25 protein-coding genes and 1 pseudogene are annotated in these 26,794 nt (G+C 71.1%); 13 read left to right on the top strand and 13 right to left on the bottom strand.

The window, feature by feature from the left end; genetic code table 11:
* Positions 1 to 376 precede the first annotated feature (376 nt).
* The 3 genes from ACFV2J_RS04380 (at position 377) to ACFV2J_RS04390 (ending at position 1,742) form a co-directional block, all read left to right on the top strand.
* A complete protein-coding gene (locus tag ACFV2J_RS04380; RefSeq protein ID WP_351949746.1) occupies positions 377 to 550 on the top strand; it encodes a CsbD family protein in 174 nt (57 codons plus the stop codon).
* A gap of 74 nt (positions 551 to 624) precedes the next feature.
* Positions 625 to 1,098, top strand: coding sequence for an ATP-binding protein (locus ACFV2J_RS04385; protein WP_385086855.1), 474 nt, complete (start codon positions 625 to 627; stop codon positions 1,096 to 1,098).
* 56 nt (positions 1,099 to 1,154) lie between these two features.
* On the top strand, positions 1,155 to 1,742 hold the full coding sequence (locus ACFV2J_RS04390; RefSeq protein WP_385086852.1) for a DUF6328 family protein: 588 nt from the start codon (positions 1,155 to 1,157) through the stop codon (positions 1,740 to 1,742).
* Positions 1,743 to 1,757: 15 nt separating this feature from the next.
* Here ACFV2J_RS04390 and ACFV2J_RS04395 read toward each other — a convergent pair whose 3' ends face one another.
* The 4 genes from ACFV2J_RS04395 to ACFV2J_RS04410 all read right to left on the bottom strand — a co-directional run bounded on the left by ACFV2J_RS04395 (position 1,758) and on the right by ACFV2J_RS04410 (position 3,575).
* A complete protein-coding gene (locus ACFV2J_RS04395) occupies positions 1,758 to 2,093 on the bottom strand; it encodes a hypothetical protein (RefSeq protein WP_385086849.1) in 336 nt (111 codons plus the stop codon).
* 183 nt (positions 2,094 to 2,276) lie between these two features.
* The gene (locus tag ACFV2J_RS04400) at positions 2,277 to 2,627 is read right to left on the bottom strand and encodes a hypothetical protein (protein ID WP_385086846.1); all 351 of its coding nucleotides are present in this window, start codon (positions 2,625 to 2,627) and stop codon (positions 2,277 to 2,279) included.
* A gap of 164 nt (positions 2,628 to 2,791) precedes the next feature.
* Positions 2,792 to 3,226: an ATP-binding protein gene (locus ACFV2J_RS04405; protein ID WP_385086858.1), complete on the bottom strand. Its 435-nt coding sequence runs from the start codon at positions 3,224 to 3,226 to the stop codon at positions 2,792 to 2,794.
* A gap of 88 nt (positions 3,227 to 3,314) precedes the next feature.
* Positions 3,315 to 3,575: a WhiB family transcriptional regulator gene (locus ACFV2J_RS04410; RefSeq protein WP_148011700.1), complete on the bottom strand. Its 261-nt coding sequence runs from the start codon at positions 3,573 to 3,575 to the stop codon at positions 3,315 to 3,317.
* A 246-nt stretch (positions 3,576 to 3,821) separates the two neighbouring features.
* Between ACFV2J_RS04410 and ACFV2J_RS04415 the strand changes: the two genes are divergently transcribed.
* Positions 3,822 to 4,526 carry a GAF and ANTAR domain-containing protein gene (locus tag ACFV2J_RS04415; RefSeq protein WP_385086843.1) on the top strand — a complete coding sequence of 235 codons (705 nt, stop codon included), beginning with the start codon at positions 3,822 to 3,824 and terminating at the stop codon, positions 4,524 to 4,526.
* A gap of 114 nt (positions 4,527 to 4,640) precedes the next feature.
* On the opposite strand, the gene ACFV2J_RS04420 is transcribed toward ACFV2J_RS04415, so the two are convergent.
* The 6 genes from ACFV2J_RS04420 to ACFV2J_RS04445 all read right to left on the bottom strand — a co-directional run bounded on the left by ACFV2J_RS04420 (position 4,641) and on the right by ACFV2J_RS04445 (position 14,230).
* Entirely contained in the window at positions 4,641 to 4,967 is a 327-nt protein-coding gene (locus tag ACFV2J_RS04420) for a hypothetical protein (protein WP_385086840.1), read from the bottom strand.
* 120 nt (positions 4,968 to 5,087) lie between these two features.
* A complete protein-coding gene (sbnA, locus tag ACFV2J_RS04425) occupies positions 5,088 to 6,131 on the bottom strand; it encodes a 2,3-diaminopropionate biosynthesis protein SbnA (RefSeq protein WP_385086837.1) in 1,044 nt (347 codons plus the stop codon).
* A 38-nt stretch (positions 6,132 to 6,169) separates the two neighbouring features.
* Positions 6,170 to 7,249, bottom strand: coding sequence for a 2,3-diaminopropionate biosynthesis protein SbnB (sbnB, locus tag ACFV2J_RS04430; RefSeq protein WP_385086834.1), 1,080 nt, complete (start codon positions 7,247 to 7,249; stop codon positions 6,170 to 6,172).
* Positions 7,246 to 8,250: a TauD/TfdA family dioxygenase gene (locus ACFV2J_RS04435; protein ID WP_385086831.1), complete on the bottom strand. Its 1,005-nt coding sequence runs from the start codon at positions 8,248 to 8,250 to the stop codon at positions 7,246 to 7,248. The genes sbnB and ACFV2J_RS04435 overlap by 4 nt, the downstream gene beginning before the upstream one ends.
* Before the next feature lie 78 nt (positions 8,251 to 8,328).
* Positions 8,329 to 11,607 (bottom strand): amino acid adenylation domain-containing protein, encoded by a 3,279-nt coding sequence (locus tag ACFV2J_RS04440; protein WP_385086829.1) that lies wholly within the window; start codon positions 11,605 to 11,607, stop codon positions 8,329 to 8,331.
* 13 nt (positions 11,608 to 11,620) lie between these two features.
* Positions 11,621 to 14,230, bottom strand: a complete 2,610-nt coding sequence (locus tag ACFV2J_RS04445; protein ID WP_385086826.1) for a Pls/PosA family non-ribosomal peptide synthetase — start codon at positions 14,228 to 14,230, stop codon at positions 11,621 to 11,623.
* A gap of 474 nt (positions 14,231 to 14,704) precedes the next feature.
* Here ACFV2J_RS04445 and ACFV2J_RS04450 point away from each other — a divergent pair, with 474 nt between their 5' ends.
* Both ACFV2J_RS04450 and ACFV2J_RS04455 read left to right on the top strand, forming a co-directional pair.
* The gene (locus tag ACFV2J_RS04450) at positions 14,705 to 15,058 is read left to right on the top strand and encodes a VOC family protein (RefSeq protein ID WP_385086824.1); all 354 of its coding nucleotides are present in this window, start codon (positions 14,705 to 14,707) and stop codon (positions 15,056 to 15,058) included.
* A gap of 188 nt (positions 15,059 to 15,246) precedes the next feature.
* Positions 15,247 to 16,353, top strand: a complete 1,107-nt coding sequence (locus ACFV2J_RS04455) for a DNA alkylation repair protein (RefSeq protein ID WP_385086821.1) — start codon at positions 15,247 to 15,249, stop codon at positions 16,351 to 16,353.
* Positions 16,354 to 16,398: 45 nt separating this feature from the next.
* On the opposite strand, the gene ACFV2J_RS04460 is transcribed toward ACFV2J_RS04455, so the two are convergent.
* Complete coding sequence (locus ACFV2J_RS04460; protein ID WP_385086818.1) at positions 16,399 to 16,893, bottom strand: winged helix-turn-helix transcriptional regulator; 495 nt, start codon at positions 16,891 to 16,893, stop codon at positions 16,399 to 16,401.
* Between the two features lie 311 nt (positions 16,894 to 17,204).
* Here ACFV2J_RS04460 and ACFV2J_RS04465 point away from each other — a divergent pair, with 311 nt between their 5' ends.
* Together ACFV2J_RS04465 and ACFV2J_RS04470 are read left to right on the top strand one after the other, a co-directional pair.
* A complete protein-coding gene (locus tag ACFV2J_RS04465; RefSeq protein WP_385086815.1) occupies positions 17,205 to 17,549 on the top strand; it encodes a nuclear transport factor 2 family protein in 345 nt (114 codons plus the stop codon).
* A 141-nt stretch (positions 17,550 to 17,690) separates the two neighbouring features.
* Entirely contained in the window at positions 17,691 to 18,533 is an 843-nt protein-coding gene (locus ACFV2J_RS04470) for an SDR family NAD(P)-dependent oxidoreductase (protein WP_385086812.1), read from the top strand.
* Positions 18,534 to 18,617: 84 nt separating this feature from the next.
* Here the strand turns inward: ACFV2J_RS04470 and ACFV2J_RS04475 are convergent, their stop codons facing one another.
* On the bottom strand, positions 18,618 to 18,875 hold the full coding sequence (locus ACFV2J_RS04475; protein WP_168526471.1) for a hypothetical protein: 258 nt from the start codon (positions 18,873 to 18,875) through the stop codon (positions 18,618 to 18,620).
* A gap of 309 nt (positions 18,876 to 19,184) precedes the next feature.
* On the opposite strand from ACFV2J_RS04475, the gene ACFV2J_RS04480 reads away from it, so the two are divergent.
* Positions 19,185 to 22,172: a SpoIIE family protein phosphatase gene (locus ACFV2J_RS04480; RefSeq protein WP_385089695.1), complete on the top strand. Its 2,988-nt coding sequence runs from the start codon at positions 19,185 to 19,187 to the stop codon at positions 22,170 to 22,172.
* A 112-nt stretch (positions 22,173 to 22,284) separates the two neighbouring features.
* On the opposite strand, the gene ACFV2J_RS04485 is transcribed toward ACFV2J_RS04480, so the two are convergent.
* Positions 22,285 to 23,322, bottom strand: coding sequence for a helix-turn-helix transcriptional regulator (locus ACFV2J_RS04485; protein ID WP_385089692.1), 1,038 nt, complete (start codon positions 23,320 to 23,322; stop codon positions 22,285 to 22,287).
* A 101-nt stretch (positions 23,323 to 23,423) separates the two neighbouring features.
* Between ACFV2J_RS04485 and ACFV2J_RS04490 the strand changes: the two genes are divergently transcribed.
* From ACFV2J_RS04490 to ACFV2J_RS04505, 4 genes and pseudogenes are all read left to right on the top strand, one after another.
* Positions 23,424 to 24,002 (top strand): DinB family protein, encoded by a 579-nt coding sequence (locus ACFV2J_RS04490; protein ID WP_385089689.1) that lies wholly within the window; start codon positions 23,424 to 23,426, stop codon positions 24,000 to 24,002.
* Positions 24,003 to 24,196: 194 nt separating this feature from the next.
* Positions 24,197 to 25,297, top strand: coding sequence for a winged helix DNA-binding domain-containing protein (locus ACFV2J_RS04495; protein ID WP_385089686.1), 1,101 nt, complete (start codon positions 24,197 to 24,199; stop codon positions 25,295 to 25,297).
* Positions 25,298 to 25,575: 278 nt separating this feature from the next.
* Positions 25,576 to 26,457, top strand: a complete 882-nt coding sequence (gene hchA / locus ACFV2J_RS04500) for a glyoxalase III HchA (protein ID WP_385089683.1) — start codon at positions 25,576 to 25,578, stop codon at positions 26,455 to 26,457.
* 129 nt (positions 26,458 to 26,586) lie between these two features.
* Positions 26,587 to 26,794, top strand: a pseudogene (locus ACFV2J_RS04505) (hypothetical protein); the annotation flags it as partial.

The following is a 26,794-nucleotide window of genomic DNA, read 5'->3' on the forward strand; positions in this document are numbered from 1 at the left end:
AGGCTAGCCCCCCCTCGTTATTCGGCTCCCCGCGACTCTGTGGAGCGCCGGGCAGGCCTTGCACCTGCATCTCCCCGCAGGAAGCGGGACGTCTTTCCTTGGACCACCAACGCCGGGCTCTCCGCCGACAGTTCGGGCGGCGAACGCGAGATCGACTATAGCGCAGGCCGCGGCACGCGGAACGACCCGGTGGCCTCGTCGGGCAACCCGACCGCGCGGGCGGCCCCCGACGGGGTGATCACCTTTCCGCCGCCCACATCCGGGACGCCTCCCCCGGGGAAACGTCATTCATTTCCCGTCAGGGGTTTGGGACGGCCCTATCAGGTCAGCCGTAATAGTGGATCGCACAGTCAATGCGGTAAGGACGTGATCTGCAGTGACCAAGAACCAGAAGGCACAGGCGAAGACGGAACAGGCCAAGGGCAAGGCCAAGGAAACCGTCGGCCGCACCGTCGGCAACGAGCGTCTGACCGCCGAAGGCAGGGCGGAGAAGGCAAAGGGCGACACCCGCCAGGCCAAGGAGAAGATGAAGGACATTTTCCGGCACTGAGGGTCACGCGCCGTATCGGGCCCGCCGCACGCTCATGCGGCGGGCCCGCTTCTTTTCTAGCAAGGAGTGAAGAAATGTGCGGAGAGTCCCGGACGCACTCCACCGGCACGGCGGACGACCCACCCGAGTCGCGCTCCCCGGGCCCGCGCAGCCCGGCCGAGGTGCGTGAGGCCGTACGGCAGGCACTCGACAGCGCGCGACGGTCCCGCGGTGCCGGGACGGCGTCCGGCCCCGGGGCGACGGCCGACGCGACAGCCGTCGGTGACGTCCTGCTCGTCGCCTCCGAACTCACCACCAACGCGATGCTGCACGGCGGCGGAGTGACGGCGTTCGAGGTGATACCCGGCGAGCGTGAGGTACGCCTGTCGGTGAGCGACCGCAGCGACGAGATACCGGCACCCAAACGACGTGCGGAGGGTCAGGGGTCCCCGTCGATCGGGGGCCACGGCTGGCCGATCATCTGTCTGCTGGCCCGCGACATCGTGATCTCGCTTCTCCAAGCGGGGGGAAAGCGCATCACGGCCGTCGTACCGCTCTCACCCCGGTAAATAATCCTTTCACCGCCGCGACACGGCGGATATGAGCGCGCGCGTCTTTCTTCGGGATGTTCGAGGACATTGGATCCACCGAAACCATCGCCCGGTCAACCGGGGTCAACCGGGAGGAAGACTTGTCCGAGTCGGCACACGAAGAGGCTCATCGGGGCGCGGAGCGCGCACAGGGCGACACGGGGCGTGAGGAGACCGAGGAGGAGAGGGCCGACCGCAAATGGGGCGACCTCCTCCAGGAGATCCGGGTCGCGCAGACCGGCGTCCAGATTCTGTTCGGCTTTCTGCTCACGGTCGTCTTCACCCCGCGCTACACACAATTGGAACAGGTCGACAGAACGATCTACATCGTCACGGTCGTTCTCGGGGCCTCCGCCACCGGGGCGCTCATCGGCCCGGTGTCCCTGCACCGGATCGTCGCCGGGAGACGGGTGAAGGAACGGGCGGTCGTGTGGGCGTCACGGATGACGCTCGCGGGGCTCGTGCTGCTGCTCGCGACGATGACAGCGTCGCTGCTGCTCATCCTGCGGGTCGCCACCCATGACGGCTATGTGCCCTGGATCGTCACGGGGATCGTCGCCTGGTACCTGGTCTGCTGGTTCGCCGTACCTCTGTGGGTGCGCAACCGCCACACGACTTCGTGACCCCCACGCCCCTCCTCACGCGGTGAGAGCCTGCCGGACCCCGCCGGGCGACGCGGACGCGCCCCGTACGGCGGGGCGCACCGGATACGTCGTCTTGCCCGGGTCCACCACCGGCTCCCCCAGTACGATCCGGCCGGCCGCGTGCAGCGCGTCGCACTCGTCGGTGGGCAGGGCGACATAGCACCCTCCCCGCCCGGCGCCGGCATCCATGGGCTGCCAGTAGCCGTACCGGCGCCGCCCGCTGGCCTGCACGGTGAGGCAGACGGGGGCGCGCTGCACGGTGATGAGACGCAGCACCTCGGCACCGTCGGGGCCGAGGGGAGCGCTTGGGCGCGGGAGGGCTCGGAGCATCGTCAGCGGTCTCCGTTCAGGGCTCGCGGCACGGCGCGGCGATGGGGGGCGGGCGTCATGTGCGGGCGGCCTCTCGACGGACGGGTCCGATCGTGTGCCGCCGGGAGCGGAAACGATCTTCGTTGCTGCTCGGCATTGTGGCGGACGGCACTGACAACACGAAGGCGGCGCTCGCGGAGCGGTTCACCGACGGTGGGCCGCCGTCTCCGTCCGATGCGCGCGGGCGGTCAGTTCGCCCTGGACGAAGGGATCGTGGTCGGGGTCGTACGTCCCCGCGTGGTCGGCGAGCGCCTCGGCGATCCGCTCCCACTCCTCGGCCTCCGCGCGCACGATCAGCGACTCCTGGTCGGTGAGCGCCTCGCTCCGGGACGCCTCCCGGACGGCCTCCAGCTCGGCCTTGGCCTCGTGGTGCCGCATTCCGGTCGCGGTACGGCACACGCGCGCCCAGGCGGCACGTTCCTCCTCGGAGGGTTCACGCACCTCGTCGTCCGTCACGTCGACGGGTGCCGTCGCTCGGTCCTGCTCCAGGCTCACTGCTCCACCTCGTTCGGGTGCACGGAACTGATGTGTCCTACAGCGGTTCCGTGTGCCCCCGTCCGGGGAATCGACACCTGGCGGGAGCGACGAGCCGGTACGGGGAGCAGCCCACGGTGCGCGCGGTGGGCGTCCGTACGCCCGGACCCCGGGAGGTCCGGGCGTCACCAGGGCAGCAGGGCGTGCACGTCCTTCCCGTCGGGCCGCACCACGACGTTCACCCGATGGCAGAGCGCGTGGATGAGGTGCCAGCCGATGCCGCCCGCGCCCCGGGACGGGTTCATTCGCCGGGGCGCGGGCGGCGTGGTGCTGCTGTCGCGCAGGGTGACCTGCACGCCGTCGCCGGTCGGCCGTACCCGCAGTTCGAAGGGGCCGGGAGCGTACTGGATCGTGTTGGCGGCGAGCTCCGTCACCACCAGCAGGACGTCGTCCCAGTACTCGGGCGACGAGGGCGGTGACGCCCGTGCGAGGACGCGCAGATAGCTCTCCGCGGAGAGGCGGGCGTCGGTCACGTCGCACAGCTGACCGGGGAAGACGACGGCCAGGCTCTCGAACTCCTCGTCCGACGGCCGCTTGCGCCTGCTCGGATCACTTTCCATCACGCCTGCCCCGGACTCGTCGGCGGGATCTCTCCTACTGCTCCACACCACGCGGACGCCACCTCTCGCGCACTTCTGCCCACCTGCCCTAGGTTCCGGCATCCCTGGCGGCGCGGCCGACCGTGCGCCGCCGCAGCGCGCGCCGTTCGTTCTCGCTCGTCCCGCCCCAGACGCCGATGGTCTGGCCCGTGTCGAGCGCCCAGCGCAGGCACTCGTCGCGGACGGGGCACCGCCGACAGACGGCCTTCGCCTCCTCGACCTGCGGAAGCGCGGGGCCCGTGCTGCCGATGGGGAAGAAGAGGTCGGGGTCGACCGTGCGGCATGCCGCCGATTCGCGCCAGTTGTCCATGGGAGCCTCCTGCGATCACGGTGGTGTCGTTCGTCGGACTTCGGTCTCCCCTTCGGGTCACCGTTGATCCACGGGTGAAACACGGGGTCTTGCCGGGACAGCTCTGATTGAACGGGAAACGACACCGGTGGCCGTGCGCGGGCGCCCTCTCCGAAGGCGCCCATGGGGCGCGTCGAGGTGGCGCGGGTGGCAAAATGGGAGCCCGGATGGGCGACGACGCGGCTTCAACAGCAGAGCAGGTGGCACATGTCACATGAGCCCGGCGAGGTCTGGGAGCGGTTCGCCGTCGCCCTGGCGGAGATGGCGCGCGATCTGCTGGCCCAGGACTCGGTCCAGGACACCTTGGACCGCATCGTGGAACACGCGACGGTGCTGATCAACGGCTGCGACGACGCCGGCATCCTCACCGTGCGACGGGGCGAGGTGCACGCTCTGGCGGCGACGAGCGACGTGGTGCGCCGCGCGGACCGGGTCCAGCAGGACCTGCGGGAGGGCCCCTGCTTCGACGCCGTGACCGACCGTCAGCAGGTCTACGTGATCGAGGACTTGAACCGGCCGCACGAGCGATGGTCCCGTTTCGCCCCCGAGTTGAGGAAAATGGGCATGGGGAGCGTGATGGGCTTCCTGCTCTTCACCGAGGACGACGAACTGGGCGCCCTCAACCTGTACTCCCACCAGCCGCGCGCCTTCGACGAGGCCGCCCGGCGGGCCGGCTGGATCCTCGCCTCGCACGCGGCCGTGGCCCTCTCGGCGGCCCGCACGCACCAGCAGCTCGGCGACGCCCTGGAGACCCGCCACGAGATCGGCGAGGCGATGGGCATCCTCATGGAGCGCTACGGGCTGCCCGAGGACGCCGCCTTCAAGGTGCTCAAGAAGGCGTCGCAGGACCGCAACGTCAAACTGCGCGAGATCGCCCGCCAGGTCTGCGACACCGGCGAGAAGCCCGGCTGACCGCCGCCGAACCGGTACGGGTTCGCCGACGACGGCGTACGACGGCCACGGGTACTGACGAGGTGGACGGCGGTCAGGTCCGGGCCCGACCTTCGTGTCCCGCTCGGGCGGACGTCACGGCTGCTCGGTCCGACGGAGCATGGACGGCCGATCGAGTATCTCGACATACATGATCCGGCCGTCCACGACGTCCAGGTTCAGCATGCCCTTCGAGGGCAGGAGAGGCACGCACCGATGGCCCGGTCCGTACGGCTGGTCCTCCGGATGATCCGCCGTCCGGATGCTCTGGCAGAAGCCGTCGCCGCAGCCGCACTCACCGACCAGACGCAGATCCCACGCGCAGATGGCCAACTCGCGTTCTCCCTCGTCCTCCAGGAGGGCGATCAGCTCGGCGACCAGCTTCGGGAAGACGTCGCGCATGAGGGGTTGGTCCTGCTCCATGGCCGCAGGCTAGCCGAGGCGGCCGGCCGAGCGCGATGACGACCGGCCCCTCCCGTCGGCCGGGCGGTGTCCGGCCCGGCACCCGAGGGTTCACGCGGGCGTGGGCCGCGGACGCCGCGTTCAGCGGCTCCGGTGCCGGGGCGGCGCCTCCGGTGCGTCGGGCGGGTCCGGCGTGGGCCGTACCCTGCGCTGGCCGACGGCCACCTGCTCGGGGTCGAGCAGGTTCTCGCCGTAGAGATCCTGCAGCCAGTTGGTCTGGTAGATGGTGTCGAGGTAGCGCTCGCCGAGGTCGGGGGCGATGGCCACCGCGGTGACAGCGGGCGCCTCATGCCGGTTCAGCCACTCCATGGCTCCGCTGACCACCGTCCCGGTGGAGCCGCCGAACAGGAAGCCGCGGCGGGCCAGCCGGTGACACGTACGGATGGTGTCCGCCTCCTCCACCCGGATCACCTCGTCCACGAGGGACTCGTCGAGCAGCGGCGGCTGCATGCTCATACCCAGGCCCGGGATCATCCGGCGTCCCGGTTTGCCACCGAAGGCCACCGAGCCGACGCTGTCCACGGCGACGATCCGCACCGGCCGGTGCCACTTCCGGAAGTAGCGCGCGCAGCCCATCAGGGTCCCGGTGGTGCCCGCCCCGACGAACAGGACGTCCAGGCCCGGGAAGTGGCTGGCGATCTCGGGCGCCGTCGTGCGGTAGTGCGCCTGCCAGTTGCCCGGGTTGGTGTACTGACTGAGCCACACGTAACGGTCGTCGGACGCGCACAGCGCGCGGACGTAGTCGATCCGCGCGCCGAGGAATCCCGCGTTGGCGTCCAGTTCGGAGATGACGTGCACCTCGCTGCCGAGCGCCTCCATCAGCAGCCGGGTCGAGAGGTTGCACCGGGAGTCCGTGACGCACAGGAACTCGTAGCCCTTGCTCGCGGCGATCATGCTCAGTGCCACGCCCAGGTTCCCGGACGAGGACTCCACCAGGATCGAGTCCGGCTTCAGGATCCCCTCGCGCTCGGCGCTCTCCACCATCTCGTTCGCGGCTTTCAGCTTGATGGAGCCGGCGAAGTTGAAGCCCTCGCACTTCAGATACAGCGAGCGCCCGAAGATCGACTGGAGGTCGACGTAGAGCTGGCTTTCGTTGAAGGCGTGAGGAGCGGAGATGACGGGCACGGTGGGCCTCCTGATGCCAGAGCTGAGGTGGTTCCGCTTCAGCCGTACCGACGCAGGTCGTGGAAGAAGTCGTCGACGAGACGGAGGTCCCCCTTCCGGGCCACCTCGTCGTAGACGTACTTGCCGACGGCGAGGTCGAGGACACCGAGACCGAAGGGCGAGAAGATCACGGTCCGGTCGGCCGGCGGGGTCACCCGTCCGGTCAGCACGTCGTCGAGGGTGCCGTCCAGGAAGTCCCGGCCGCCGGTGAGCTGTTCGGCCAGGTGGGGTGAGGTGTCGGCCTTCAGGCAGTGCTCGACGTCGTCGACGATGTTGGCGGAGGCGAGCAGGACCTCGGGGGCGAGGTCGCGCAGCGACACGTTCAGTACCAGCGGGTGGTGGGAGAACCAGTCCGGGTCCGTGACATGGGGTTCGCCGGCGACGGTCGCGAAGACCACCAGGTCGCTGGCGCGGATCAGCTGCTCGGCCCTGTCGTGGACCGTGACCCTGGGGGCCTGTCCGGTGGTCCCGGCCTCCCGCAGGTAGCCGGAGAAGCCCGAGGCGCTGTCGGCCGACAGGTCGTGCACCCCGACCTCGTCGAAGGTCCAGCCGGTGCCGGCCAGGAAGGTGTGGATGTAGCGGGCGATGAGACCGGTGCCGACGAATCCGACCCGGGTGGGCCGGGGACGGCCGCGGCTGAGCCGGTCGGCCGCGAGCGCGGCGGACGCCGCGGTCCTGGTGGCACTGATGACGGAGCTTTCCAGGCAGGCGAAGGGGTATCCGGTGTCGTGGTCGTTGAGGACGAGGACCGCGGAGGCACGGGGGATGCCCGCCTGGACGTTGCCCGGGAAGCTGGAGATCCACTTCATGCCGTCCACCCGGATCGGACCGCCGATGGACGCGGGCAGCGCGATGATCCGGTCCGCCGGCCGGTCGGGGAACCGCAGGAAGTACGAGGGCGGGTTGACCGAGTCACCCGAGCCGTGCAGCCGGTAGGCGGCCTCGACGAGTTCCACGAGCTGTCGCTCGCGTCCGCCGAGCGCCTGCTGCACCTGGGCGCCGGAGATCACCGCGAAGGTGGGCGCCGGGGCGGAACGCGGAGCGGCGGCCTCGGTGACGGGAGAGGGCAGGACGGTCATCGCGGGCCCCCCTCGGAGGTGGGGCGGCGGTCCGCGGACCGGCGGGGCTCGGCCATGGCGACCAGCACCTCGCGTTCCCCGGTGAAGGCCTCCCTGCTGTGCGCGGTGCGCACGTTGTCGACGAGCAGCATGTCGCCGGCCTGCCAGGGCTCGCGTCGGGTGTGGTCCTCGTACGTGGTGTTGATGAGCCGGACGACGTCCTCGCCGATCGGGGAACCGTCTCCGAAGCGGGTGTTGAACGGCAGCCCGTCCTCGCCGTAGACGTCCACCAGGTACTCGCGCACCTCGGGGGCCAGCGTCCACTCGTTGAGGAAGGCGATCTGGTTGAACCAGCAGCGCCTGCCGGTGAGCGGGTGCCGCACCACGGCGTCGCGTCGCTGCCGCGTGCGCAGGGACCCGTCGGGCTCCCAGGTGAAGTCGATGGCGTGCTCGTGGCAGTAGCGCTCGATGGCGGCGTGGTCCTCCGTGCCGAACGACTCGGTCAGGGACGCCCCGATCTCGTCGTTGTAGCTGCGGGTGAGCAGCCAGCCCTCGCGCTCGAACCGCTCGGTCAGCGCGGCGGGCAGTGCCTGGAGCACCCGCTCGGCGTCGGCCACCGCGGTCGCTCCGCCCTCGGCGGGCGCGCTCAGGCAGGCGAACAGCATCAGGCCGGGGAACTCCAGCCGGTAACTCAGCTCGTGGTGCATGCACATCGGCTGGTTGGAGGGCCAGGTGGAGGAGGAGTACAGCCCTGGTCCGCGGACCTGCCGGGGCGCGAACGCCTCGCGGTCCTCCATCGGATCGCCGCCCAGTCCCCTGAAGACGGCACCGACCTGGTCCGCCGCCCGCAGCCCCAGGCCCCGGACCAGCAGTGCGCCGTGCTCCGCGACCTGACCGCGCAGCGCCTCGCGGTTCTCGGCCGCCCAGGCGGGCGCGTCACCGGGGGCGTCGACATGCAGGATCGGGGGTTTGCCGGGGTGCAGTTCCGCCTCGGGCAGGGCTGCCAGGAACGAGGACGACATCGGGATTCCTTTCGGTTGCCGCTCACGAGGGTGAGGTCCGCTCAGGTGGGTGGGGTCGCTCAGGTGGGTGGGGGCCGCTCACGTGGGTGAGGGGGAGGCGAGCAGTTCGGCGGCGGCCAGGACCGCCTGTGCGGCCGCGTCCGGCCGGGTGCGCGGGAAGTAGTGCCCACCGTCGGGGAGTTCGTGCAGTTCCACCTGTTCGGCCAGGAGCTGCCAGTCGCGGTACCGGTCGGCGAACCCCGCCGTGTGGGGGTCGTCGGCGGCGACGACCACGGTGACCGGCACGGAGAGCCTGGCCGTCGGAGGGTTCTCCAGGGCGCCGGTGAGATAGCGGTGTGCGGCCACGCAGTCGTTCCGGTAGGCGGCACCGACCTGTTCGGCGTGGGACGCGTTCAGCTCACCGAGCTCGGTGTACCCGCTGTCCGACCCCAGACCGGCGGCGATCTCGGCGTTGCTCCGTCCCGCCAGTTCGATGACGGCCGCCCGCCGGGCGTCCGCGGTACCCAGGAGCTGGGCGCCCAGGAACACCCGGGGCACGTCAACTCCGCGCTCCCGCAGCAGCCTCGCCGTCTCCAGGGCCAGGGCGGCACCCGAGGAATGCCCCCAGAGCACGACCCGGGTCAGACCGCGCCCGACGATCTCGGTGACGACCTGCCGCGCCACCTGTGCCGACGGTGCGAACGGCTCCTCCTGGGCGGCCAGGTCGTGACCGGGCAGGTCGACGGCGTAGACCGACGGCCCGTGACCGGTGGCCGCCAGGGCGCCGGCCATCGGCCGGAAGTTGACCGCGTTGCCGCCCGCGTAGGGGAAGCACACCAGGGCGTACTCCGAGGGGCCGTCCGATTCCGCGAGCGGCTGGAGCAGTTCGTGGCGCCGGCCCGGCGCGCCGTCGAGGAGCGCGGCGAGATCGGCGAGCACCGGGTGGGCGGTGATGTCCTTCAGGGACACCGCGCGGTCCAGGGCGACGGTGAGCTTCACGGCCGTCAGCGAGGTGCCGCCGGAGTCGAAGAAGTGGTCCCGCCGGCCGACGCTGTGCTCGGGCACACCCAGCAACTCGGCCCACAGGCCCGCCAGTTTCCGCTCGGCTGGGCTCTGCGGAGCGCTCCGGTCCTCTTCGGCGCCGTCGTCGGCGGCCCCTGGCGGCGTCCGTTCGGCCAGCGCGGTCAGGGTCCTCGTGTCGATCTTCCCGTTGGCGGTGAGGGGCAGGCTCTCCTGCCAGTGGAAGGCGGAGGGAATCATGTAGTCGGGCAGTACGGCGCCCAGCGCCTCGCGCAGCACCTCCGTGCTCAGGGAGCGGCCGCAGTAGTAGGCGATCAGGTGCGTGCCGCCGGCCGCCTCGGCGACCACCACCGCGCCGTCCCGGACGCCGGGCACCCGCAGCAGGGTGTTCTCGATCTCGCCGATCTCGATGCGGAAGCCTCGGATCTTGACCTGGTTGTCCCGGCGGCCGAGGAACTCCAGCGAGCCGCCCGGATGCCAGCGTCCCCGGTCGCCTCCCAGGTAGAGCCGCTCCCCCGACCGGTACGGATCCTTCCGGTACGCCTCGCGGGTCCGCTCGGGGTCGTTGACGTAGCCCCGGCCCACGCAGACCCCGGAGAACGCGATCAGGCCCGGGGCACCGAGCGGCACCAGCGACAGATGTTCGTCGACGACGTAGACGTGCACGTTGTTGACCGCGCGCCCGAGCAGTACCCGGTCCGGCACGCCGTCCATGATCTCGTGGTTGGTGTCGTCCGAGGTCTCGGTCAGCCCGTAGGCGTTGACGAGGCCGATCCCCGGCTGGATCGCGAACCAGCGCTGGACCAGCTCCCGCTTCAGTGCCTCTCCGGTCACCGACACCCGGGTCAGGTCGGGCAGTTCGCGGGGGTGCTGCTCCAGGTACGACACCACCACCTCCAGGTAGGAGGGGACGAGCTGTGCCACGGCCACCCGCTCCTGGACCAGCGTGTCGACGAACCGCTCGACGTCGACGATCACCTTCTGTCCGACGAGCAGCGTCCGGCCGCCCACCAGCAGCGCGGCCAGCAGCTGCCACAGCGAGATGTCGAAGCACTGGGGGGCCGTCTGCGCCACCACACGGTCCTGGTCGATCCCCAGGTCGTCGATCTTGGCGTAGAGGTGGTTGAGCATGCCCGCGTGCTCGCACATCGCACCCTTGGGCTCACCGGTGGAGCCGGAGGTGAAATAGATGTAGGCCAGTTGGCCGGCCGTCACCTTCACCCCGAGGTCACTGTCGTCGTGCTGTTCCGCGTACGCCGTCTCGACCAGCAGCCTCTCGACGCCCGGCAGCGCGCCCAGCGCCCGGTCGAGCGTGTCGGTGCTGCCGGACTCGGTCAGCACGAGCCGGCACCCGGCACGCGACAGGGTCGCCTCGACGCGTCCCGCGGGGAAGTGGGGCTCGATCGGCAGATAGACGCCGCCGGCCTTGAACACCGCCAGCACGGCGGCCGCCCAGTCGAGGTTGCGTTCGGTGACGACGGCCACCGGGTCCTCGCGGTCCAGTCCGCGCGCCAGCAGGGCCCGCGCCAGCCGGTTCGCGCGGGCGTTGAGTTCGCCGTACGTCCACGCCCGCTCGCCGTGGACCGCTGCCACCGTCCCGGGATGCATCCGCACCCGCTGCTCGAACAGTTCGTGCACCCGTCCCTCGGGCAGCGGCCGGCGCGGTCCGGCCAGTGCCTGGAGCTGGTGGCGCACCTCCTCGGGCGACAGCAGACTCTGCCGTGCGTGGTCGGCGTCCGCGTCGGCCGCCATCAGCGTGAGCGCCGTGAGGTGGTGGCCGGCGATCCGGGCCGCGCACTCGGCGTCCAGCACCTCGGTGCGGTACCGCAGGCGCAGCACCGGGTCCGCGCCGCGATCGCACCAGCCCACGTCCAGCACGACGTCCCCGGCCAGTACGTCCGCGGTCCCGGCGGGGTCGAACGTGATCTCGTACGACGGGCCGGCCGTCCCCGACTCCCGGCGCAGCGTGTCCACGGGGAAGTCGCGGTGCGCCAGCAGGTCGGCCTCGGCGCCGCGGACACTCACCAGGAGCCTGCGCCACGACTGCGGGGCGACGGTCAGCCGGCAGGGCAGCGGACCGGCGTCCGTCCCCGCGGCGGCGTATCCGGTCACCACGTCCAGCTCGCCGGACAGCACGGCCAGTACCTTCGCGTGCGCGGCCAGCAGCACCGAGCTCACCGGCGCGCCGACGTCGCGCGCCAGGCCGCGCACCGCCTCCATCACGTCGCCCGGCACCGCCGCCTCGTACTCGGCCACCCCCGCGACCGGCTCCCGCGACCACCGCGGGACCGGGGTGAATCCCCCGGCGGCCAGTACACGGCCCCAGTACTCCCGGTCCGCCTCCACGTTCGCTCCCATCGAATGGCCTTCCTCAACTCGCCGTAGCCGCGTTGCTGCCGGCCGAGTACGTTCCCGTCACCGCTGCCGCGCCGATGCCGTCGGGGTGCGCCGGGGCAGCCGCGGTCTCCACGGCGGGGTTTCCTCCCCAGTGCGCGTGGGAGGGGACCTCCTCGCCCTTCATGAGGAAGGAGTCGGGTGCCAGCACGGCGCCGTCACCCATCGTCACGCCGTAGTGCACATGGGCGCCGACCCCGAGGGTGCAGCCGGAGCCGAGGGTGGTGCGGTCGGACTTGAAGGTGCCGTCCTCCTGCGAGTGGCACTGGATCTTGCTGCCGGCGCTGAGTGTGCAGTCGTCCCCGATCGCGGCGAGCGTCCGCTCCGTCAGGTAGCAGCCGTCGTCGAAGACCCTGCGGCCGATCCGCACGCCCAGCAGCCGCCAGATCACGTTCTTGAAGGGGGTCCCGTTGAAGATGTTGAGGTAGTGGTCCGGCACCTTCCACAGACGCTCGTGCCACCAGAAGTACGGGTCGTAGATGGAGCACAGTCGCGGACTCAGTCCGCGGAACCAGGCGATGCAACGTTCCACCAGGGCGAAGTACAGGGCGGTGAACGTCAGGGTGATCGCCACGTACCCGCCGATGACGACGTGCCCGAGGACTCCGTACAGGCTGACGGAGGCGAGACCGAACGCCGTGAGCGCCAGGGTGTGCAGCCAGCGCAGGAACAGGAAGAGCGCCATCGAGCGGAGGTTGTAACGATTCTTCGCGGCGAGATTGCGGCGCAGCTCCCCTCCTGTACGGAGGTGGTCGAACCGCGAGTCGCGCTCCACCGACCGCGGGATCTCGAAGCACGGTGAGCCGAGCAGTCCGACCCCCGTACGGACCTCGCCGTCCAGGGGAACCATGACCTTCGTGGCGAGCAGGCAGTTCTCCCCCGTCCGGCCTCCGGCGGGATAGGCGATGTTGTTGCCGAGGAAGTTGCGCGGCCCGATCGTGGCCCGGGACACCCGGAAGGACGTGCTCGAGAAGTCCGCGTTGATGAGCGAGAGGCCGTCGGCGATCATCGTCCCGCTGCCGACGGTCGCCAGGAGCGGCGTCTCGTGCTGCATCTCCGAGCCGAAGTTCGACCCGGTCTGCTCGACCTCCGACAGGTCGTAACCGAGGCCGCGCAGGTAGGGCACGATGTACGAGCTGTCGCCGAAGAGCCAGGCGAAGAACCTGATGTTCGTCAAGGTCGTCGTCGCCCGGTGCAGCGCGTAGTGGAAGCCGTACAGCGGATAGACCCGGTCGGGCTCGATGGCCAGAGACAGCAGCCGCGGCACGGTGAACAGGGCGACGAGCCCCAGGACCACGAAGCCGAAGAACAGCGCGGCGGACAGGATCAGGGCGTCGACGAGGAAGCCCGACGACGCGATCGCGGGCGTGGCCGAGTCCAGCCGCCTGCCGAGCGCCGGGATCTGGGCGAACAGCATGTACAGCCCGCCGACGGCCAGCGGGAGGTACAGGAAGAACAGCTGGAGCAGGCTGGCGATCCCGAACCAGGCCCGGCGCGGGGTGCCGCAGGCCGCCGGCGCGACCCGCACGTGGTCGATCCGCGTGGGTTCCGCCGGGGAGCCGTGCCGGCGCTCCCCGTCCGGGACGACCTGGCCGCGGTACAGGGCGGACGAGTGGCCGAGCTGGGCGCCGTCGCCCATCACGGTGTCGATGTCGAGGACGGTCTTCTCGCCGACGAACGCGTCGCGGCCGAGGGTGACCGGGCCGGTCTGGATGTGCCCCGAGTGCGCGCGGTAGCAGAGGAAGAACGAGTCCTTGCGGATCACCGTCCCGGCGCCGATCGTGAGCAGGTCGGTGCAGACGGGGACCGACCGGGAGAGGATCGTGACCCCGCTGCCGATGCGCGCGCCGAGCGCCCGCAGATAGAGCACGTACAGCGGATTACCGACAAAGAAGATCATCGGATTGGCGTGAAGGAGTACCTTGACGAGCCAGAAACGCAGATAGGTCAGGCTCCATACGGGGAATTCACGTGGCTTCCAGCGGCCGATGAGAATCCATTTGGCGGCGATCGGGAATCCGCACAGCGTGATGAATCCGAGGCCGCCGAAGAGGACCGACCGCGCGTACACGTCAGCCAGGCCCGACCCGGCGGCGATCCATTCGTAGCCGCGGGCGGCGACCAGGCCGGTGAAGAAGGAGTACCCGAGGAAAAACAGCAATTGGGCGGTTCCGCACAGGACGTAGCGCGACGTGCTCGGCCGCGGCACCGGGGCCGGCGACGGTGCCGGTACGGACGGTGCCGTGGAAGGCGACGCGTCCACGGGGGTGGGGGCGGCGTCCACGAGAGCCGTCGCCAGGCTTCGGATCGTGGGGTACCGGTAGATGTCCTTCATCGACGCGGACGGCAGGTCCGGCCGCTTCCTGACCCGTGCGCAGAACTGGGCCATGACCAGCGAGTTGGCACCGAGGTCGTCGAAGAAGTGGCTGTCGACCGGTACGTGCTCCGCGGCCACGACGCCCGCCAGGACCTCCGCGAGTTTCTTCTCGGTCTCCGCCGCCGTCAGGTCCGCGCCACTCCGCCGGGCGACGGCTGCCTCGTCTTCGTCCGGTCCGACTATGAAGACCTCGGAGGACTGCTCCACCATTCGACCTCCTGAGAAGACATTTCGGCTCCCGATTGCCGCGGGCGGCCGGTCCGGTGTCCTCACGCTCCGGCGAATGGCTCGTCCGAGCCGTTTCCGAGCCACAAGACCGCACTCTCCTACGTGATCACAAAACCATGAACTTCAGTCTTATTCGTCGACCGTCGCGCTGCCACTCCGAATCGGCCGCTCGGGTACCACGGCACCGTACGACAAGCCTCTGCCCATTGGCCCCCGACACCGTTGGAGTAACACGCGCTTCACCCGAATGGCGGCCCCTTGCCACAGGGCCCGGAGACGGCGGAAAGGGAGGCCGCCGCTCACGGGCCCCCTCACCGTGGACCCGCGCCGGGGAAGGGCCCGCCCGGTGTGTCGTGACGACACCCCCTTACGAGTTCCCCACCGCGGGGAGGGGACGGCGGCCGGTGACGGTCCGGTGGCCCGCCCGCCCGCTCGGCGCCCTGGCAAGATGGCGGCATGGAACGTGTGCTGGGAATCGGTGGGTACTTCATGCGGGCCGCGGATCCGGCGGCCCTGAGCGCCTGGTATCGCGACTGCCTCGGCCTGGACACCGACGAGCACGGCCTGTGGCGTCAGGAAGCCGGGCCGACGGTGTTCGCGGCGTTCGAGTCCGAGACCGACTACTTCGGGTCCCGCACCCAACAGGCCATGCTCAACTTCCGGGTCCGCGACCTCGACGCGATGCTCGCGCAGCTGCGGGCGGCCGGAGCGGACGTGGCCGGTGAAACGCAGGACATGGAAGGTGTCGGCCGCTTCGGCTGGGTCACCGACCCCGAGGGCAACCGGGTCGAGCTGTGGCAGCCGGCCTGACCGCGCCTGACCGCAGGCGGCGAGGCGCCGGCCCGTCGTGGTCCGCACCTCTCACGGCCCCCGCGATCCTGTTACTGCTAATCTAGAAGTAACAGGTACGGGAAACGGTCGACGCCCCGCACCAGCAATCAGGAATCTCCCGCGGACCGTCCTCCACGTTCCGCCTGCGCGAAGACAAGGAGCGTCACGTGCCACTGGCCGAGGAACTGCTGGGATCGGCGGCGGTGGCCGGTCTCGCCGACTGCCTCGCCAGGGCCGGCCGGCCGCGCGACGCGGAGGCCGTTCGCGTGTGCGGGGAGAAACTCGACGGCCTGGCCCTGCGTGAGCGCAGCGACCTGGTGCGGGACGTCCTGACGGCGCACCTCCCCGGGGGATTCGCCGCGACACGGACCGTCGTCCGCACGGCGCTCACCGATCCCGGGTTCACGGGATGGATGATCTGGCCGGTGACGGAGGCCGTCGTCACCCGCGCCCTGGAGGACGACGATCCGGACGCCTTCGAGGCGGCACTCCACCTGCTGGCCGATCTGACCCCCCGGCTGACCGCGGAGTTCGCGATCCGGCGGATGCTCAGGGCCGATCTCACCCGGAGTCTCCGCGTAGTCCGGCGGTGGACCGACCACCCCGACGAGCACGTGCGGCGCCTGGCGAGCGAGGGGACCCGGCCCCGGCTGCCGTGGGCGGTCCGGGTGCCCGGACTCCTGAACAGCCCCGACCTCACCCGCCCCGTCCTCGACGCGCTGTACCGCGATCCGTCCGAGTACGTGCGGCGTTCCGTGGCCAACCACGTGAACGACATCAGTCACGCCGACCCGGACCTGGCCGTCGAGGTGGCTGCCGGGTGGAGCGCGGCGCCGGACGGCCACACCCCTCGCGTCGTACGGCACGCGCTGCGTACGGCCGTGAAGAAGGGACACCCCGGGGCGCTGGCCCTGTTGGGCTTCGAGCCGGCTACGGAGGTCGCCGTCTTCGGACCGCGACTGGGCGAGGACCGGGTGACGGTGGGTGACGAGATCACCTTCGCGTTCGACGTCGCCAACGAAGGGGCGGCACCGGCCAAGCTGGCGATCGACTACGTGATCCACTACCAGAAGGCGAACGGCAGCACCGCGCCCAAGGTCTTCAAGCTCACCACCAGGACCCTTCAGGCGGGCGAACGCGTCTCGATCAGCCGTCGGCACTCGTTCCGGAGGATCACCACCCGGGTCTTCCATCCGGGCTCGCACGCCCTGGAACTCCAGGTCAACGGCGAGGTCCGCGGCCGAGCCGAGTTCACCCTGCTCGCGGGGTCCTGACCGGGCCCTCGCGGGAGCGCCGACGACGATGACCGGCCGGGACGGTCAGGAGCCGTCCACCGCGTCCGCGTACCGGGTCCGCATGGCCTCGCTCGCGGCCGGGCCGGCCGTGAAGACGAACTCGTCCGTGTCGACACGCCGGCCCGTCGTCCGGTCGACGACCACCGGGTCGACCTCGGCGCCCGTCCGCGCGTCCACCAGGATCATGGCCCGCTCGTCCGCGTCGAGCCGGGAGTTCCCCCAGGCGGCGAGGGCGACGATGACCGAGCGCAGCGAGCGGCCGTACTCCGTGAGGACGTACTCGTAGCGGTTCGGGTGGGTCTGGTACTGGCGCCGCTCGAAGAGCCCTTCGGCCACCAGGGATTTGAGCCTGCTCGTCAGCATGCTGGACGAGATGCCGAGGTTCTCCTGGAACTGGTCGAACCTGGTGAAGCCGTCGAAGGCGTCGTGCAGGATCAGCAGCGTCCACCACTCGCCCACGTGCTGGACGGTTTGGGACAGCGGACACTCGCGGTCCTCCAGGCGAATTCGGGCCGGCATCCGCGCCCCCTTCCGTGAGTGGTGTCCGCGGTGTCAGCGGCGTCAGCGGCCGACTCCCACAAACTTCTATCTTAGCAGTAGGTAGTGGGGCACCTCCGGGCGCCGTGATCATGGCCGCCCCCACCCCTCACCCCCACCCCTCGCCTCCCCCTCGCGCGCCGACCGGCATCCGGCGAAGTCACTGCTATAGTCGAAGTCAGTTACTTCGAATTTAGAAGTGACTCGACCCGCGCGAGCCGCCCGGACGAACAGCGTGCCCCGCGGCGCGGAGTCCGTCGTCCGGCACCCCACACGACCCGAAGGAGCAACCCATGCCACCCGTCACCCTCGACTCACTCCCCCAGGCCGTCACCCGCTATCTGGCCGCCCACCGCCTGCACGACACCGCGGCGCAGCTCGCGAACTTCACCCCGGACGCCACGGTGACCGACGACGGGGTGACCCACGGCGGCATCGACGCCATCGAGCGGTGGATGAACCGCACCGCCGGTGAGTACAGTTACACGATCGAGCCCATCGCGGTCCACGCGACATCCGACCGGGAGTACACGGTCACCCAGCGGCTCGAAGGCGACTTCCCCGGCGGGATCGTCGACCTCCACTTCCGGTTCACCCTGCGCGACGGACTCATCGAGCGGCTCGTCATCGAGGCCTGAGCCCCACGTCCGTCACCGACACGTCCCCGGCACGCGCGCGAGGACGCGCTCACCCCGGAACGGACGAAGCGGTACGAGTACGAAGCTCACCGAAGCTTCGCGAAGCCCACAGCAAACGAACGAAGCTGAAGGAAGCAGACCATGAAGACCTGGTTCATCACCGGGGGCACCCCGGGCGGATTCGGCATGACCTACGCGGACGCGGCCCTGGAGCGCGGAGACAACGTCGTCCTCACGGCACGCAGGCCGGAACTGCTCGACGAGTGGGCCGTACCCCACGGCGACAGAGTGCTGGTCCTGCCGCTGGACGTCACCGACGCCCGCCAGATCGAGGACGCCGTCGCGGCGGCGGAGGCACGCTTCGGTGGCATCGACGTCCTGGTCAACAACGCCGGACGGGGCTGGTACGGCTCCGTCGAGGGCATGACCGACGACGCCGTCCGCCGCACCTTCGAACTGAACTTCTTCGCCGTCGTGGCCGTCCTGCGCGCCGTTCTGCCCGGCATGCGCGCCCTGCACAGGGGATGGATCGTCAACATGTCCTCGGTGGCGGGCCTGCGGGGAGTCGGCGGATTCGGTTACTACACCGCCGCCAAGTTCGCGCTGGAAGGGCTCACCAAGGTGCTGCGGGAGGAGGTGGCACCGCTGGGCATCCGGGTCCTCGCCGTGGAACCCGGTGCCTTCCGCACCCGGGCCTACACCGGCTTCGCGGACGAGCCGGTGACCGAGACCGTGGACGCCTACCGGCCGATGGTGGAGTCCGTACGGGACTTCATGATCGCGCAGGACGGCAGCCAGCCCGGCGATCCCGTCCGCGCCGTCCACGCCGTCCTCGATGCCCTCGACGAGGAGGAGCCGCCGCACCACCTCGTCCTGGGCGGCGCGGGATACGACGCCGTGGTCGAGGAGCTGGACACGGTTCTCGCGGGCATCCGCGCTCGCGAGACCGTCTCCCGCGGCGCCGACTTCCCGGCTTCCGGATGAAGGCGGGACCGTCCCGGACGGACGGTTCAACGCCCCGGGGCCGCCGGACACCGTCCCGCGGCCCCGGGGCGGGACGGTGTGCGGCTACTGCTCGCGCTGCTCGGTGCGGTTGAGGCCCCGGGCGATCTCCTGGAGGATCTCCAGCTCCTGTTTCCCCGTCATCTCCGCGAGCTGACGCAGAAGCAGGGCGCACAGTCCCGTCACACCGTCCGCGACCTGGTCGAGGTTCCCGTCCGACTCCGCGCGCTCCATCATGTACTTCGTCATGAGGTTGTCGCCGGAGACGTAGGCGGTCATGGCCTCGATACCGAGGCGTACGCGGTCGTAGTCGTTCGTCGTCATCGCGCCACCGTCGCATGCCGGGCGCGATCATGCCACTGTCCGCCGGGGATCGCCTCTCCTGCCACCCCGCTCCCCGTCCGCTCCTCGTCCGTCTTCGTCCACGGGGTGGAGATGGGGCGACGACGAGACGCCGGCGGGGAGCGGGTCCGGTACGCCCCTCGTGTACAGCGTTCCGCGGCCGTCGGCAACCGGAACGAACTGGTTCCGCGTGCAACGGCGTTGAGGCTCGGGTGGCGCGTACGGCGGCACGGCGTGAGAATCCTGCGAGGGCGCGGTTTCGGGCGAAACGTGGACGATAGGGTTCCCCGCATGAACGCACGGCTGGCTCTGCTGCGTACAGTGGCCCCCGGAGTCACGGAGAGTGACATCTTCCGGCTGGCGCTGCAGCACGCGCTGGGGGAGCTGGGCGCCCTGGGCGGAACGATCCATCTTCGCGGCCCCATGTCGATGCTGCGCATGGTGTCGTCGGCCGGTCTCCCGCCCGCCCTCACCCAGGCCTGGGAGATCGTCGACCAGGAGGGTCCGCTCGCCCCGGCCCGCGCCCTTCAGCGGGGCAGTGGCGTGTGGGTGCCCCTGTCCAGCACCGTGCCGAGCGCCGGGGCTGCCGGGGCTGCCGGGGCTGCCGGACCGGGCATCCCCCCGACGGAGCCCGCCGAGGCCGCCTGGCCCGGCACCGGCCTGGCCGCCGTGCCGCTGTTCGGCAGGGACCGCGGCATCGGTGCGCTGACCGTGCTGATGGGCGACGCCGGGGAGCCCACCCCTGAGCAGTGGGAGTTCCTCAGGGCCGTCGTCGGCTGGGCCGAGGAACGCATGGTCCAGGCACCGCCGCCGGCCGGGCCCTCGCACGCGGAGCTGAACAGGGAGCGTCTGCGGGATGCGCTGAAGGAGGTCAGCGTCGGAGCGTGGGACTGGGACATCCGGACCGGCGATCTGATCTGGGACGAGGAGGCCCTGGAGCTCTACGGCACCCTGCCGGCGGACTTCACCGGCCGGATCGAGAACTGGATGCGGATCGTCCACCCCGACGACCTGGCACCGACCCTCGCGGCGGCGGAGCGGGCGATCCGGGACCACGGTGTGTTCGAGGCCGAGTACCGGGTGCGCAAACGGGACGGCACCTGGGGCTGGACCCAGACCCGCGCCGGCGCGACGTACGACGAGAACGGCGAACCGCTCCGGATGGGCGGCCTGGGGTGGAACAGCGACGAGTCCCGCTCCGCCCGTGACGCGCTCAGCCGGGCGCTGCGGCACATGAGCGACGGCTTCCTGGCGGTGGACGACGAGTGGCGGATCACCTTCGCCAACCTGGAAGCGGAACGCACGCTGGGTTTCTCCGAGGCGGAGCTGTTCGGACGCGTCCTGTGGGAGCTGCCCTCCGCCCAGCAGGTTCCCGGACTGGAGAGCCAGTGCCGGCAGGCCGCCGCCGAGGACGAACCCGCCAGCTTCGACGTACGCATGCTGGACAGCGAGCGCCGCTACCAGGTGCGTCTCGTCCCGGGACCCGACGGCCGCACCCTCTACTTCACCGACGTCACCGCGAGACGGCGCATGGAGGAGGAACGCGTCGCCGCCGAACGCGCCGCGTCCGAACGATCCGCCCGGATCAGCGAGCTGACGGCGGCGCTCGCCAAGGCGACGACCTCACGCGACGTGGTGGACGCCGTCGCCCGACGGGTGCTGCCCCCGTTCGCCGCCGCCGGACTCCTGGTCCAGGCCGTCGAGGACGACCTGCTCCGCAACGTCGGAGCCGTCGGGTACCCGGCCGGCTTTCTCGACCTCCTCGACAACCGCCCGCGGACACCCGGCGACCCGTCCTGGGACGCGATCGCGTCCGGCCGGCCCCTGTTCCTGGCCTCGGTGCAGGAGCTGATCGCGCACGCGCCCGCGCTGGCCCACCGGGCCGAGCGCACCGACAAGCAGGCCTGGGCGTTCCTGCCACTGACGGCGTCCGGTCACACGTTCGGGGTGTGCGTGCTGTCCTTCGACAGCCCGCGCAGCCTCACCGGCGAGGAGCGCACCCTCCTGGCCACCATCAGCGCGCTCGTCGCCCAGGCCCTGGAGCGGGCCCGCCTCTACGACGCCGAGCACACCCGCTCCCGCGAACTCCAGCGCAGTCTGCTCCCCCAGGACCTGCCCAGCCTGCCCGCGTGCACCGCCGCCGCGCGCTACCTCCCCGCCGGACAGGGCATGGACGTGGGCGGCGACTGGTACGACGTCATCCCGCTCTCCGGCGGCCAGGTCGCCCTCGTCGTGGGCGACGTCATGGGGCACGGCCTTCCCGAGGCGGCCACCATGGGGCGGCTGCGGACCGCCGTGCACACCCTGGCCGACCTCGAACTGCCGCCCGACGAGATCATGAGCCGCCTCAACGACATCGTCGGCGGCATGGGCGAGGCGTCGTACGTCACCTGCCTGTACGCGCTGTACGACTCCACCACCCAGATCTGCTCCATCGCCCGCGCCGGGCACCCGCCGCCCGCGCTGGTGCACCCCGACGGCACCGTGCACTTCCCGGAGCTCGCCGCCGACCCGCCACTGGGCGCGGCGGAGCCCCCGTTCGAGACGGTCGAGCTGCCGGTGCCCGAGGGAAGCCTGCTCGTGCTCTACACCGACGGTCTGGTCGAGTCCGCGAAGCGGGAGATCGACGAGGGCATGGCGGAGCTCGCCGAACTGCTCCGTACGGCCCGCAGGAACGGCACCGACACGGATCTCGACGGGCTCTGCGACATCCTGACGGCCGGTCTGCTGCCCGCCGAGCACCAGGCGGCCGACGACGCGGCGGTCCTCGTGGCCCGCCTGCACGCCCTGACCGGCGACCGGATGGCCTCCTGGCCGCTCCCCGAGGACCCGCGGGCGGCCGGTCAGGCCCGCCGACACGTCCGTGAGCAGCTCACCAGTTGGGGGCTGGACAGCCTGACCCCCACCACGGAGCTCCTCGCCAGTGAGCTGGTGGGCAACGTCGTACGCCACGCCAAGGGCCCGCTCAGGCTGCGTCTGCTCCGCAGCGCCGGGCTGATCTGCGAGGTCTTCGACGGCAGTCTCACGATGCCCCGCATCCGCCGCGCGACCGACACCGACGAAGGGGGGCGCGGCCTGCAACTGATCACCGCACTCTCCCAGCGCTGGGGCACGCGCTACACACCGACGGGGAAGTGCATCTGGACCGAACAGCCGCTGCTCGGTCCCGCCGGTCAGAAGGACGTGCCGCCCGAGGCCCTGGACCGGATGTTCCCGAGCGCCGGGGGGTTCGACACGGACCTGGACACGCTCCTGCTCGAGGAGGAGCCCGACGAGTAGCGGCACGGGCGGCACCGGGCTGCCGGGTCCGGCGGCCCGGGGCCCGGCTCCCTGCCGGTCCCGTCCGGACGTGCGCGGGCGCCGCGCTGCCCCTGTTCGCTGTTCGGGTCGATCAGTGTGCGTGCCGGTCCCGGTCCGGTGGCGCGGTGGGGACGGCGGGTCCGTTCGCGGCGGCGGCGCAGCGGCGGGCCAGGAGCGCGAAGGCGTCGCTGAGCTCGGCCGGCCCGATGACCTCGATGTCGGCGTCGAACCTGGCGAGGGTGGCGGCCAGTCCGGGCCACGACCAGGCGGCGAGGACGAGCCGGCAGCGGTCGGGGCCGAGTTCCTCGACGACCGCGTCACGGGTGTAGGTGGACACGACGGACGCGGGCAGGCCGAGGATCACCTCGCCGGTGCAGGGACGGCCGCCGGCGCCGTCGGAGCCCTGGAACCGGTCGGTGACGAAGGCGGCCACGTCCCCGCCGGGCAGTTCACGCGGGGGGAACCGGGGCCCCGTGGGCGTGCGTGGGGTGATCCGGTCGACGCGGAAGGTGCGCCAGTCCTCGCGGTCGAGGTCCCAGGCGACGAGGTACCAGCGTCCGCCCCAGGTGACGAGGTGGTGGGGCTCCGCCCGGCGCGGCCCGGTCGCGTCGAGGTCGGCCCCGGCGGCTCCCGGCGTGAAGGCGCGGGTGTAGTCGAAGCGCAGTACCTCGCGGGCCTGAACGGCCGCGCCGAGGGTCACGAGCACCCGGGCGTCGGCACCCGTGCCCCGTCCGGTCCCCGCGCGCTCGACGGCGGTGACCCGGAGGGCGTCGACGCGATGCCGCAGCCGTGCGGGCATGACCTGGCGGACGGTGTTCAGCGCGCGTGCCGCGGCTTCCCCGATGCCGGCACCGGTGGTGGTGACCGTCTGGAGCGCCACGGCGAGGGCGACGGCCTGGTCGTCGTCGAACAGCAGCGGCGGCAGCTCCGTACCGGAGTCGAGGCGGTAGCCCCCGTCCGGGCCCTTCGTGGCGGCCACGGGATAGCCGAGCTCGCGCAGGCGGTCGACGTCGCGACGCACGGTGCGCGGGCTGACCTCCAGCCGTTCGGCCAGCAGCTGCCCCGGCCAGTCGCGACGTGCCTGAAGCAGGGACAGCAGGGTGAGCAGTCGCGCTGAGGTCTTCGGCATGACGCCCATGTTGCCCCGAGTAGAGGACACGAACTGACCGCTACTCCTGCGACTGTGTTCCTGTGCCGGACGACGAGAACGACCAGAAGGATCCGATCACTGTGACCTCCACGACCCACTCCTCCCCCGCTCCCGACGGCGAGCGCGCCGACCTGCTCGCCGCACTCGCGAGCGCGCGCTCCGCCCTGACGAACACGACACGCGGTCTCGACGACGGGCAGGCCGGCGAGCGGCCGACGGTCAGCTCGCTCTGCCTGGGCGGGCTGATCAAGCACGTCGCGTCCATGGAGGACGCGTGGCTGCGGTTCGCGGTCGAGGGCCCCTCGGCGATGCGGTACGACCTGCCGGAGGGTGTCACCTGGGCCGACTTCGCGGCCGGGACCGCCCGTGAGTTCCCGCAGTGGGCGATCGACCACCAGAACGACTTCCTGATGCTGCCCGGCGAGACCCTGGCCGGGATCGTCGAGAACTACGAGGAGGTCGCCGCCCGGACCGAGAAGACCGTCGCCTCCGTACCCGATCTGTCCGCGGTACACCCGCTGCCGGAGGCGCCCTGGCACGAGCCGGGAGGGGTGAGGAGCGTGCGCCGGGTGCTGATGCACGTCATCGCCGAGACCGCCCAGCACGCCGGCCACGCGGACATCCTGCGCGAGACGCTCGACGGACAGAAGTCGACCTGACCGGCTCGGGACACCCGCCGGACCACGGGCCCACCGGCAGACCCGGACCTGCCGGCGGTGCCCGTACCCACCAGTGATGTCCGGACCCACCGGCGGTGTCCGGGCGCACCGGTCGTGCCTGGTCCGACCGGTGCGGTCCGGGACCCGCCGGGCACGTGGAACACACGGAAGACACAGAAGTGAAAGGAGCGGCGATGACCGTGCTCGGCAACCGCGCGCTCAACCGGGCCACGCTCGCCCGGCAGTTGCTGCTCGATCGCGCCGGCGTACCGGTCCTCGACGCCGTGGCGCATCTCTGCGGTCTCCAGGCGCAGGAACCGCAGGAACCCTTCGTCGGACTCTGGTCGAGGCTACGGGCGTTCGACCCGGCGGTGCTCTCCGACCTGCTGGTCCGCCGGAGCGTGGTGCGCACCCACCTCATGCGCCGCACCGTCCACCTCGTCACCGCCGACGACGCCCTGGCCTGGCGGGGCCGCCACGACGCCATGCTGCGGCAGCGGGTGCTCGGGAACTACCGTCGCGAGCTCGGCGGCACGGACCTCGACGAACTCGCCGCGGCGGGGCGGGCGGTGATGGCCGACGGCGAGCCCCGGTCGATGACCGAGCTCGCGCGGGCGCTCGCCGGACGCTGGCCGGAACCGGGGCCGCGCGCGCTGGGCGAAATGCTGGTGGCCGCGCTCGTCCCGATGGCGCAGACGCCGCCGCGCGGGCTGTGGCGGACCAAGGCGGGCGTGCGCAACATCCCGCTCTCCTCCTGGCTGGGCCGAGAGATCGACGCCCCTTCCGGCGACGGCTCCGATCCGGTCGGCCAGGCGCTGGTACGCCGCTATCTGGCCGCGTTCGGTCCCGCTGCCTCGGCCGATCTGCGCGCCTGGTGCGGTCTGGCCGGGCTGCCGGGCGCGGTGGCCGCCGTCCGCGGGGAGCTCGTCTCCTTCCGCGACGAGCGGGGCCGGGAGCTGCTGGACCTCCCCGACGCGCCCCGTCCCGACCCCGGTACGCCCGCCCCGGTACGGTTCCTGCCGGCGTTCGACAACGCGATCCTCGGCTATCACGACCGCGGCCGGATCATCGACGACGCCCACCGTGGTCTGTCGGTCGCCGGTGAGCGCGTGGCGCTGGTCGACGGACGAGTCGCCGCGACCTGGAATGTCGACGCCGGCACCGTGGCCGTCACCCCGCTGCGCCGCCTGTCCCGCGCGCAGCGGGCGGACGTCGCCGAGGAGGGCCGCGAACTGGCCCTGTTCCTCTCGGAGGGCGACAGCGATCGCGTCCGGGTGGCCGCGTCGCCGGACTGAGCGGTCGGCAACGGTTCGGGGAAAGGGGAACCGACTTCCCGCTTTCGGCAATCGCCTCCGCATTCACCTGCGGCGTGCACTCTTCATCTTCGGTATGCACTCTTCACCTTCGGCATACGCTTCGGCTTTCGTCTCCGGCATCAGCCACGACCTGCCGGGTCGGCCCGGTCGCAGTAGCATGGGCTTGATCAACTCGCAGTCGCGGCAGCGCCACTTTCTCCCGTCGTGCACCCAATTCGGGGCCACTGACGAGCCGGGCAGGAAAGAAGGTCGTTCGCATGTCTCACGCAGCAGGCGATCTGAGCAGGGACCCCACGCCGGATCCGGCGGAGGAAAACGCGTTCTTCCCCTCACCTTATTCACTGAGCAAGTACACCTCGCCGAAGACAAATTTCGACGGAGTGCGGCACAAGGGCGCCTACACCGAGGGAAAGTGGAAGGTGCTCGTGATTGCGGCCGGGGAACGCTACGTGCTGCTGAAGAACGGGAAGATGTTCTCCACCGGAAACCACCCGGTCGAGATGCTTCTCCCGCTTCACCACATGATGGAAGCGGGCTTCGACGTCGATGTCGCCACTCTGGAGGGCTATCCCGCGAAGCTCGAACTGTGGGCCATGCCCCGCGAGGACGAGGCGGTGATGGCCACGTACGAGGCGCTGAAACCGCAGCTCAAGCAGCCGAGGAGGCTCTCCGAGGTCATCGCCCACGGTCTCGGGGACGACTCGGACTACCTCGCGGTGTTCATCCCGGGCGGGCACGGAGCCGTGGTGGGGCTGCCCACGAGCGGGACGGTGGGGCGCACGCTCGACTGGGCCCTGGCCAACGACAGGTTCGTCATCACCTTGTGCCACGGCCCGGCCGCCCTGCTCGCCGCCTCGCTGGGCAAGGAGGAGTCGCCGTTCAAGGGGTACTCGGTCTGCGTCTTCCCCGACGCGCTCGACGAGGGGCCGAACCTTGAGATCGGCTATCTTCCCGGCCCCCTGCCGTGGCTGGTCGCCGATCTCCTGGGTGAACAGGGCCTGACGATCGTCAACGACGACATGACCGGCCGCACCCACCGGGACCGCAGACTCCTCACGGGTGACAGCCCGCTCGCCTCCCACAGCCTCGGTCTTCTCGCGGCCGACGCTCTGGTCGAAGCGGCGCGGTCCGCCGGCTGAACCCGCGACCGCGGAGTGCCGGGTGCACGGCCACCGTGAAGCGTCCAGGTATCGGACCGCGGCCGGAACGGCGCTCAGCATGGCATGAAATCGCTCCTTAAATGGGCGACTTGCGGGAAACATGAGTTTATGAGCGTTCATTTCATCACCGGCGCGAATTCCGGTATCGGTGCGGCGGTCGCGCGGCTGCTGGCGGCGCGCGGGGACGATCTGTGGCTGCTGGCCAGAGATCCGGATCGGGGGGGGGGGGCGGGCGGCCGCGGGCCCCCCCGGCCGGCCGCGGGGGGGAGCGCGCCCGGGCCCCGCCGCAGCAGGGGGCGGCGGGGAGATACGGCGC

It is taken from the genome of Streptomyces sp. NPDC059668 (assembly GCF_042734135.1).
Classification (GTDB): domain Bacteria; phylum Actinomycetota; class Actinomycetes; order Streptomycetales; family Streptomycetaceae; genus Streptomyces.

What these genes read in the sequence shown, in the direction of transcription:
- ACFV2J_RS04385 (WP_385086855.1), top strand. Translation starts at nt 625, where the DNA reads ATGTGCGGAGAGTCCCGGACGCACTCCACCGGCACGGCGGACGACCCA.
- ACFV2J_RS04390 (WP_385086852.1), top strand. Translation starts at nt 1,155, where the DNA reads ATGTTCGAGGACATTGGATCCACCGAAACCATCGCCCGGTCAACCGGG.
- ACFV2J_RS04395 (WP_385086849.1), bottom strand. Translation starts at nt 2,093, where the DNA reads ATGCTCCGAGCCCTCCCGCGCCCAAGCGCTCCCCTCGGCCCCGACGGT.
- ACFV2J_RS04405 (WP_385086858.1), bottom strand. Translation starts at nt 3,226, where the DNA reads ATGGAAAGTGATCCGAGCAGGCGCAAGCGGCCGTCGGACGAGGAGTTC.
- ACFV2J_RS04410 (WP_148011700.1), bottom strand. Translation starts at nt 3,575, where the DNA reads ATGGACAACTGGCGCGAATCGGCGGCATGCCGCACGGTCGACCCCGAC.
- ACFV2J_RS04415 (WP_385086843.1), top strand. Translation starts at nt 3,822, where the DNA reads ATGTCACATGAGCCCGGCGAGGTCTGGGAGCGGTTCGCCGTCGCCCTG.
- ACFV2J_RS04420 (WP_385086840.1), bottom strand. Translation starts at nt 4,967, where the DNA reads ATGGAGCAGGACCAACCCCTCATGCGCGACGTCTTCCCGAAGCTGGTC.
- sbnB (WP_385086834.1), bottom strand. Translation starts at nt 7,249, where the DNA reads ATGACCGTCCTGCCCTCTCCCGTCACCGAGGCCGCCGCTCCGCGTTCC.
- ACFV2J_RS04435 (WP_385086831.1), bottom strand. Translation starts at nt 8,250, where the DNA reads ATGTCGTCCTCGTTCCTGGCAGCCCTGCCCGAGGCGGAACTGCACCCC.
- ACFV2J_RS04440 (WP_385086829.1), bottom strand. Translation starts at nt 11,607, where the DNA reads ATGGGAGCGAACGTGGAGGCGGACCGGGAGTACTGGGGCCGTGTACTG.
- ACFV2J_RS04445 (WP_385086826.1), bottom strand. Translation starts at nt 14,230, where the DNA reads ATGGTGGAGCAGTCCTCCGAGGTCTTCATAGTCGGACCGGACGAAGAC.
- ACFV2J_RS04450 (WP_385086824.1), top strand. Translation starts at nt 14,705, where the DNA reads ATGGAACGTGTGCTGGGAATCGGTGGGTACTTCATGCGGGCCGCGGAT.
- ACFV2J_RS04460 (WP_385086818.1), bottom strand. Translation starts at nt 16,893, where the DNA reads ATGCCGGCCCGAATTCGCCTGGAGGACCGCGAGTGTCCGCTGTCCCAA.
- ACFV2J_RS04465 (WP_385086815.1), top strand. Translation starts at nt 17,205, where the DNA reads ATGCCACCCGTCACCCTCGACTCACTCCCCCAGGCCGTCACCCGCTAT.
- ACFV2J_RS04470 (WP_385086812.1), top strand. Translation starts at nt 17,691, where the DNA reads ATGAAGACCTGGTTCATCACCGGGGGCACCCCGGGCGGATTCGGCATG.
- ACFV2J_RS04475 (WP_168526471.1), bottom strand. Translation starts at nt 18,875, where the DNA reads ATGACGACGAACGACTACGACCGCGTACGCCTCGGTATCGAGGCCATG.
- ACFV2J_RS04480 (WP_385089695.1), top strand. Translation starts at nt 19,185, where the DNA reads ATGAACGCACGGCTGGCTCTGCTGCGTACAGTGGCCCCCGGAGTCACG.
- ACFV2J_RS04485 (WP_385089692.1), bottom strand. Translation starts at nt 23,322, where the DNA reads ATGCCGAAGACCTCAGCGCGACTGCTCACCCTGCTGTCCCTGCTTCAG.
- ACFV2J_RS04495 (WP_385089686.1), top strand. Translation starts at nt 24,197, where the DNA reads ATGACCGTGCTCGGCAACCGCGCGCTCAACCGGGCCACGCTCGCCCGG.
- hchA (WP_385089683.1), top strand. Translation starts at nt 25,576, where the DNA reads ATGTCTCACGCAGCAGGCGATCTGAGCAGGGACCCCACGCCGGATCCG.